Source organism: Erythrobacter dokdonensis DSW-74 (assembly GCF_001677335.1).
Taxonomy (GTDB): domain Bacteria; phylum Pseudomonadota; class Alphaproteobacteria; order Sphingomonadales; family Sphingomonadaceae; genus Erythrobacter; species Erythrobacter dokdonensis.
This window is the reverse complement of record NZ_LZYB01000003.1, coordinates 492,197-500,932: the sequence shown is the minus strand read 5'-3', so window position 1 is coordinate 500,932 and position 8,736 is coordinate 492,197. Positions and strand designations below refer to the sequence as shown.

At 62.7% G+C, this 8,736-nt stretch carries 6 protein-coding genes; 2 read left to right on the top strand and 4 right to left on the bottom strand.

All coding sequences use genetic code 11. The annotated features are described in order from the left end of the window. Window positions 1–472: 472 nt before the first annotated feature. From I603_RS08725 to I603_RS08710, 4 genes are all read right to left on the bottom strand, one after another. Complete coding sequence (locus I603_RS08725) at window positions 473–1,183, bottom strand: LamG domain-containing protein (RefSeq protein ID WP_084439988.1); 711 nt, start codon at window positions 1,181–1,183, stop codon at window positions 473–475. Window positions 1,184–1,202: 19 nt separating this feature from the next. Further along, a complete protein-coding gene (locus I603_RS08720; RefSeq protein WP_068864077.1) occupies window positions 1,203–3,857 on the bottom strand; it encodes an MAC/perforin domain-containing protein in 2,655 nt (884 codons plus the stop codon). Continuing rightward, complete coding sequence (locus I603_RS08715; RefSeq protein ID WP_143736664.1) at window positions 3,857–4,726, bottom strand: hypothetical protein; 870 nt, start codon at window positions 4,724–4,726, stop codon at window positions 3,857–3,859. The genes I603_RS08720 and I603_RS08715 overlap by 1 nt, the downstream gene beginning before the upstream one ends. A 278-nt stretch (window positions 4,727–5,004) precedes the next feature. Beyond that, window positions 5,005–5,673, bottom strand: coding sequence for a hypothetical protein (locus tag I603_RS08710; protein WP_068864074.1), 669 nt, complete (start codon window positions 5,671–5,673; stop codon window positions 5,005–5,007). 321 nt (window positions 5,674–5,994) lie between these two features. On the opposite strand from I603_RS08710, the gene I603_RS08705 reads away from it, so the two are divergent. Further along, window positions 5,995–6,627, top strand: a complete 633-nt coding sequence (locus I603_RS08705; protein WP_068864072.1) for a response regulator — start codon at window positions 5,995–5,997, stop codon at window positions 6,625–6,627. A gap of 84 nt (window positions 6,628–6,711) precedes the next feature. Then, on the top strand, window positions 6,712–8,724 hold the full coding sequence (locus I603_RS08700) for a sensor histidine kinase (protein WP_068864070.1): 2,013 nt from the start codon (window positions 6,712–6,714) through the stop codon (window positions 8,722–8,724). The last annotated feature ends 12 nt before the right edge of the window (window positions 8,725–8,736 follow it).

The following is an 8,736-nucleotide window of genomic DNA, read 5'->3' as shown; positions in this document are numbered from 1 at the left end:
GGCGGGGGCGGCGGCGGCGGCGGTGGAACCGGCGGCGGCGGGGGCAGCGGCGGCGTGCCCCGACTGGCCGCTGCGACTGATCCGGCCGACAGACCCATATCCGCACCTACCGTGGCGACGCCCGCCATTGTGGTATATTTGCCAGCAAGGCGACTGCCAGCCTTATCAGCCACGCCAGAACCAGCCGGTGCACCACCCTTGCGGTCAAGCTTGGTGGTCCCTGACTTTGCCTGTTTCCTCCCACGTTTGCGCTCGGCCTTTTTCTGCGCATTTGCGGCCTGTTTCCCCGCAGGTGCCTTCGCCTTGCCGCGCACACGCGGCTTCTTGCTCTTGCCTTTTGTCGGGCCTTTGCCGGGTTGCCTGGCCTCTGCCGGGGCATCGAAGAAGCTGACCGAAGCAGGGGCGGGCACAAAACCGCTGACGACCAGTGCGACCAGCGCGCTGGTTGCGGTGAGAGATGCTGAGAACATCCTCATGGCAGGGTCTCCATCGATTCGACCACCAGCAATTCGCGAGCCCGGAAATCGCTTTGCGCCACGAGAAACTCGGCTGCCGGGTGGTCTTCGCTATTGGCATCGAGCACTTCGCGAAGGCGGAAGTCGATGATCTCCTGCGGCTCCAATGGCTGGCTCCAGAACCGCAGCTGGGCAATCGCACCGTCCAGGTTCTGGCTGTTATCGGGCTCGATCCCGCCGACGAACAATGCGGCTGACGGCAAGGACAGGGGCAGCAACTCGCTGGTCCCTACCAGAACACCATCGACATAGACCTCCAGCCCGTCGAGCATGATGTTGACAGCGACGTGGTGCAGTTTGCCGTCGGTGAGATCGGCGATGAACACGTCTTCATCATTGGCGTTGGCAAACACCAGTCCATCGCGCTCGCGCAGGACCGAGATCTGGTAGAGGATGCCTTCCGGGCCGATATTGATGACCACCGGCGGATCATATCCGGGGTCCCCGCTCCAGACGGCCGCGACCCAGAATTCGATCGCGCCGCCATTTGCCAGGTCCAGCTGGGGCGACGGGTCGAAGGCGACCGCGCCGGTCTCGCTGACCTGCAGCACATCGGGGGAATAGGTCTGCGCCATGGCAGCACCGGGCGCGAACATCGCTGCTGCTCCCAGAGCCAGCGGGGCAGCCATGGCGAATGCCTGGCGGCGGAAACTGATTTGATGAGTCATGCTGTTGCTCCTTTTCGGATCACTTGATGCGCTTGACGCGCAGGTGGAGGGTGATTTCAGGCCGTCCCTTGGGACCGAACGACCACCGGGTGGTGTGCGATTTGCCCACCGCCAGGCCCGCTCCCTGCATGGGCGTGCTGCTCAATGTGCGCTTGTCGGTCCGGATCCTGCCCTGGGTCGCGCCGGTGTAACGCCAGTTGAAATCGAAATTCAGCGTGTAGTTGCGCAACTGTTCCCGCGTCCCGCGCAGGACCATCAGCCCGGGCGTATTGTCCGAAGCCCGGTAATCATAGGTCCGGCTCTGGTCATCGCGCCACTTGCAGCCGGTCGACAATTCCTTGCTCCCGGCAAAGGCGTTCCTGGGGCCGCTGGCAGAAATCCGGATATCGCCCGAAGCACCCGTCGTGGTTCCCGGCCCCGGTTTGGTGCAGCCGATCGTGCGAACATAGACATACCATTCCTCGACCGCAGCGCCGGGTTCGGGCTCGGGTTCGGGCGCCGGCGGGGTGTAGGTCACCTTCGAGATCAGCCGTTCATTGCTGAGCGGACGCGCCTGCCCGGCCAGATATTGATTGATCGCCAGCGCCAGTTCGGCGCGCACCCGGGTATAGATATCGGGCTGGTCGGGGAAATTGATCGGGTTGAGCAGTTCATCAAGCGGCCGCAGATCGAGCAGGATCGGGGCAACCCGGTCGCCGCGCGAATAGCCGCCCGAATCCCACGATCCATTGCCGCCGACCGCGATGAATCGCCCCCCTTCATTGCCGAAGGCGCCCGAATAGCCCTCGACCCGGCTGCGCATGCTTTCGTTGAAGCCGCCGATCGAACTGCCAAGGATCCGGACTTCTCCTTCGAGCTTGTCGCCCTCGGTTTCCTTGAGGACGGCTTCGAAGGCCTCGGTGGAAATGTCGCGGGTCATCTTGGCGCTGGCGCCATAGGTTACGGCATAGGCATAATGCGTGCCGAACTGGTCGATCAGATCCTGATAGCGGCCCTCGCGCTGGGCATCGCCGACTGCGGTCAGAAATCCCGAAGACAGCTTGGATTCCGAGTGATCGAGAATGATCGCATAGCTCTTGGCGCGCGAATAACCGACAACCTGGGCGACCGTGTTGCTCTGGCGCATCGAATTCATGGTCGATTGCGTGGCGGAATAGCCCACGCTTGCGCCAGTATCGGCAATCTCGGGTCGACCGGGACCGGGGCCGAACGACAGGGCGGTGTTCACTGCGCCTGAAACGCTGATATTGGCCTTCACCCCGAAAGAGGTGCTGTTCGCATCCTGCATTTCCTTCGCGCTCGACACGGTCGTGCTGCGATAGACATTGCCTTGCAGCAGCTCGTTCTGGAGCGTGAAGCCGAACGGCACCGCGTATTTTTCCTGGATGCGGTATTCATCAGGATCGCGCCGGTCGAAGACTTCGCGCATGTTATTGTTCATCAACAGGAACGGGTCCTGCGTCAGGACATTGTAGCCTTTGAGATTGGCGGCGAAATTGTCCGTCTGAAACTGGATCAAAAAAGCATCGTCAGACGGCAGATCGCGGCTGGCGGCGGTTTGCGGCCGTAGAAACTGGCGGTTGCCCAGCCGGATGCGCAAGTCCCCGCCGGCGGTGTAATCAATCGTCAGGCGCTGCGGCAGAGAGGTTTGCTCCTCCGCCTCGAAGACCTTGTTCATGCCCGGCTGGCCGATCAGGTCGTCAACGCTGACCCCATCGTTTGAGACGTAACGCGTCATGCGCACATCATCGATCCCCGCCATGACATAGAGTTCGTTTTCCGGATCATCCCCCGGCGCGATGAACAGCGCGGCGGGCGTGGTGTAATTGCCGTGCAACAGCCCGGCGAGCGGCAGGCCCTGCACGTCCCATTCGCTGCCGTCATTGGCCGAGGTGTCGAAGGTGGGGGTGCGGTCTTCCCTCCACACCCCGTCAAGCCGGGTCCAGCACATATCGCCCGCATCAGGCACATCGGCATTGGGATCGGCGCTGGCCACGGGAGCGAATTCAATCCCGGTGATCCGGTCGCGCGGTGATGGCTGGGGCGGTCTCGCCGACATTTCCTGCCGCGCGCCATCGGGGATGACGCAGCCCCGGAAAGCCTCCGCAACCGCACGCGGCTCGCCAAAGGCGTCGGCCAGCGAGGCGAACCGGAGCCGATTGCCGGGCCGGGATGGCGCATCCGAAGGCGGCGCGCCCGCATCACCCGGCGTGGCGAACATCACCGGGCCATCAGCCGCACCGCTGCTGCTGCCGGCAACGCGCGAGAGGACATAACGCGCCGGGCCGAACAGGCCGGGAACCGATGCCTCGATCCGGTCGGGCGAGACGACCTTCATCGTCACCTGTCCCATCATCGGCAGATCATCGCCAACATAGGTTTCCGCGTCGATCTGCCGGATGTTGCGGATGGTGACCATGTCGGGCCGGACCCGCAGCACGAAGGCATGGGTCCAGCCTTCCACCGCATAGGCCCGGCCGCGTTCGATCCGGATCACCTTGTTGATGGTGTTGACGCGCCAGTCGCCGTCGATGTCCATCGCCTCGGTCTGTTCGACCGCATCCTTGTCGGGCAGCAGGGCGGGGATCTGCGCGCTGGCCGGTTGTGCCGGAACCAGCGCGGTCCCTGCCATCAACGCTGCCCCAAGGCAGGCGACGAGCGTGCCCTTGCGCATTACTGAACCCTCTTCAGGGTCAGCGTGACATAGAGCTGGGCCTTACCGCTCTTGCCCGCGACGATGACTTCATCTTCGAGCGTCTTGCCGACATCGAGCAAGTTCTCCTGATTGATGGCGCGCATCAGAAGAGCGCTGTGAGCATTGTCAAAGTTGATGTTGAGACCGGCCGTGTTCTTGCCGCCGATTCGCATCCCTTTGACTTCCTCCCCGTTTTCCGGAACCGTGATTGTCAGCGCGCCGGGACCGGCATTGTAGAACTTGTAATTCTGATCACGCGGACCCTTGCGGGTGCACTTGACGTCGAAATTGCGGTTCTTCGATGTCACGCGGTTGCCATTGGGGTCCTGCAGTCTGACATTGAAGACGCCGCCATAGCCCTTGCGCAGCAGATCCGAACCAAGGCACCGCGCCTTGCTGACATGCAGCTGGTAGATCCGGTCACGCACGATCGCCGGAGCGGGTGCGACCCCGGCGGGAGGTGCGTCAGCCCCGGCGCCGCCGCCAATCGAGGCATAGGCGGTCGGGACAAGCGCGTATTTCGCTTCACCGAAAAGCCCTTTCACCACCCCTTGCAGGGTGCCGTTGGGTTGGCGATTGAACACCACCTTGCCCATCATCGGCAGATCGTCGGCTTCATAGGTGTCCGGACCGGTCTTGCGGAAGTTCTGCAAGGTGACCATGCCGGGCTGGATCCGGAAGATCAGTGCCTGGGTCCACGGGTCGATGACATAGGCGCGCCCGTTTTCGATCGTGATGCGCTTGTTGATGGTCGAGACAACATAGGTGCCGTCGGCATCAGTTGCTTCGCCTGGTGCCACCGTCGCGACATCGGGGAGCTGGGCCTGCGCTGATGTTGCGCCAAACATGACGCTGGACGCCAAAAGTCCAGCAAAGATGGCATTCTTCAGATTCACTCGCATAGCATTTCCCCTATTCGGCATCAGCCCCTATCCAACAAAGACCTGTAGGGAACTGATTGCAAAGAAAGATTTCTGTTCATGCTCCATTTTATTGAGCATTCTTGCCTTGATGGGTTGGTGATACGCATCGCCCGGGCCTTGCTCTATGGGGTAGATCCCCCATCTCCATCACACTGATTTTTAGCAGATTTCTCGCAAATCCCGTATCGCGGACAGGGCCTGCCCTAGAGGCAAATGGCACCCGTCCATTGTCCGGCATTCTGCCCGCGCGCGCACATCTGCTGGCGCCACAGCCTCTCCACTCGCCAGCCGTCCTCGCTTTTCACGACTGTGACGAAATAGCGGTCGCCCGAGATGGAATCGTCGCCCAGACCGTCCCGGGTTATCGAGACAGCCATGAACGGCCGGCGCGGGCCGCCGCCCCGTTTGCGCAGGTCGCGTTGCCAGAACCGCTTTTCCATCCTGATCTCGATTTCGGGCCGCCCCTCAAGACTTTCAGGAACACTTCCCAGCAGCGGCTCGAGCAGCGCGGTGATGCTGGCGCCGCGCCAGTCCCGCCAGCTGCCCTCAGGGTCAAAGGCCCAGTCCGAAAAGCTGTCCGGATTTACAGGCTGGGGCTCCAGGCGACGCCTGCTGCCCTTGGTCCCGACACAGGCCGGCGGCTCTGCGCCTTCGAGAAGGTCGACCGTGCCAAGTGGCTCGCCCGCGTAAGACAGCGTGTAGCGGCGCGGCTGGATATCACTGGCCGAAAGGGTGAAGCTTTGCGCGCCTCCGCAGTCGGCCGTCACCGCGGGACTGGTGATCGGGTGAAATCTGATATCGCCGGAAAGTGCGATATGCGCGCGGTCCTGATCGACGTTGAGCGCAAGATCATGCTCCTTGAAGCGCGCCATGCCCGTCACGCAGCCTGTGCTGACGCGAACCGACAGTTCCTGCGCCCCACGATCAAACTCCGGGCAGATTTGCCTGACAGCAGTCTGGGCAGCCCCCGCTTGAACCGACAGACAGGTTCCAAAGACAGCCAGAATGGATTTTACAGCGTTGGTTTGCATGGCGATCTAGCCTCCTTGTCCTGTGTCGTACGGTCGTGCCGAGGATTGTGCACGCGGCCTTTGTCTTGCGGAATAGGGCCAATCCCCCAATCGTGATTGCGCCAGGACCTCCATCGCCTCTATGCAGAAAGCCGAAGCGCAAACGGGGGGAAGAGCGCAACCATGACAAGCTATCGGGCGATTATTGCGGATGACCACGCGATCGTCCGGAATTCGCTGGCCGGAATTCTTGCGGAGATCGGCAGCGTCGAAGTCGTGGCCGAGGCAGAAAACGGGCTCGAGACCATCGCGCTGGTCAGGCAACATTCGCCCGATCTGCTGCTGCTGGATGCCGCCATGCCGCTTGCGCGCGGGGTGCAGGTGTATGGCGAGGTGCGCCGGTGGTCGCCCGACACGCGGGTAATCGTGGTGACCGGCTTCACATCCACGGCAATGCTGGCTGACTGGCTGGCAGCCGGGGTAGACGGCCTGTTCCTCAAGAGCGCCAAGCCTGAAGAGATGCGCAACGGTTTTGCGCAAGTCCTCGCTGGCGGAAAATACGTAGCCGAGGACGTCGCGCAAAAACTGGCCGCCGCGCCCGAACGTGAGGAACTGACTGATCGCGAACGCGAAGTGCTATCGCTGATTGCAGCCGGGCATCAGAACGTTGCCATCGGAGAGCAGCTCTTCATCAGCCCCAAGACGGTGGAAAAGCACCGCGCCAGCCTGATGGCCAAGCTGGGGGTCAACTCGGTTTCGGGCCTGCTGACACTGGCGCTGCGCGAAGGGCTGCTCGACGAGCATCGGCAATTGTGAGGCGACCGGCGGAAAGCTTGCCAATCGATGAATGGGGGATCGGCCCCATCGCCGCGTTACGCGGGCGGCACTAGCTTGCAGCACATGATCAATCAGAAACCCCTGGGCCTGCTGCCACGGATTTTACGCAAGGCGGTCGCTGCACTGACCCTGCTGGCAGCCAGCCTCGCCGTACAGGTGAGCGCGCAGGAGAGCGCGCAGGAGAGCACTCTGGGCGACACGGTGGAACTGCCGCAGGGCAACAACCATCTGCAACCATTTGCCAGCCTCAGATACCTGATCGTCGATGCGGAGCGGCTCGCCCCTGAAGCCGTCATTGCGCGCCGGGACCAGTTCAAGCCTCTGCAGAACCCGTGGGTCGATTTCGGTAAGCAGAAGGGGGCTGTCTGGCTGCTGGTTGCGGTGCAAAACACAAGCGCGCGCCCGGGCAAGTGGATGATCGATATCCAGCGTCCCTTTGTCGACGAGTTGCTCGTGCAGAAACGCACATCAGGCGAGCCGCCCGAGACATTGCTTTGGGCCGACCGCAACACACCGTTCGAAGATCGGCCGGTGGTAAGCCAGTATCTCGTCGCGCCGCTGTGGATGGAAGCCGGGGAGCGTGCGGAAATCCTTGTCGGCCTGCGGTCCTCGACCGGCAGCTGGATGCCGCTCACCTTCGCAACGCCGGAACGCATGCGCACCGCCCATATGCAGGAGGCGCGCTTTAACTGGGTCATTAACGGCGCGATGGTTGCGCTGGTCATCATCGCCATCGCGATGGGCCGGCTGGTCGGCTGGCCACTGGTGACGGCGTTTGCCGCCTATGTCGGTCTGAGCGCGCTGTTCGTTGCCAATAATGAAGGGTATCTGCATCGCTTCATCTGGCCGGATGCGATGGGCGCCTATGAGCCGGCCAACCTGATCCTGCTTGTCGGCATGATGATCGCGGTCCTGCAATTCGCGCGGCTGTTTGCAGGGCTGGCGAAGCACTATCCTCGCACGAACCGCGCCGTGCAGGTCTTGCAGGCCCTGCTCATCGCGGTGGGCGTGAGTAGCGCCTTTTTCTGGCAATCGGACACGATGCGCTGGGCGGTCTTCCTGCACGTTCCTTTCGTCGCGCTCGCCTATTTTTCAACCGCCATCCTCGCCTGGCGCAGCAGGGTGCTGGGGGCAACCCCGTTCCTGGCGGGCTCTGCTGCGATCCTCTTTACCGTCGCGACGATGGCGGCGGTCCTGTTGTCGCCGGGCAGATTTCCGATGACCGTCGCGCTGGATTACTTCCACGCGACGCTCCTGTTCGAAAGCTTCGCATTCCTAGTCGCAATCCTGGTGCGGATGCTCGCGATCCAGCGTGATCTCAACCGCTCGCTTGAAGCCGAAGTCAACGCCACGCGCGAGAAGCTGCAACTGGCCGAGGCCCTTCAGGAAAGCCGCAATCGCTATGATCTTGCCAGAACCCATGCCGAGAGTCTGAGAGCCCGTATCGCCGCCACATCGCACGATCTGCAGCAGCCGCTGCTTTCATTGCACCGGGGGTTGAAGGATGTCGCGGCGAGAGACCCGGAGGCAGCGGGCAACCTTGAGGCCGCGCTGGCCTATCTGCAGAAGGTCACCGAAAGCGGCCTTGCCGGCAGCATGCCTAAAGACGACGATGACGAGGAGAGGCCGGACCAAGGGATCGAAACCTTCCCCGCGCGCCTCGTGCTCGCCAATTGCGCCGCGATGTTCGGCAATGAAGCGCGGGCGGCAGGCATCGAGGTGCGCACACGCGGGTCGGACGTCAATGTCACGACTGAGCCGGTCGAATTGATGCGCGCAGCAAGCAATCTCGTTTCGAACGCGCTCAAGCACGCCCGCGCGACCCGGGTGCTGATCGCGGTCCAGCGTCGCGAGGATCACCTGCTGCTGAAGGTGATCGACAATGGCATCGGTCTCGACCAGGCGCAGCTCGACCGGTTGAGCGCTGCCTATGCCAAAGGAGAGGACAGCACGGGCCATGGCCTGGGGCTGCATCTTGTCCGCCAGTTCGCCGAGCGGCCCGGTCACGGGTTTGAAATGCGTTCCGCGCCCGGACGCGGGACCTGCATGATCCTGCGCCTGCCGCGCGGCAGGTAGCGCGCAATGGGG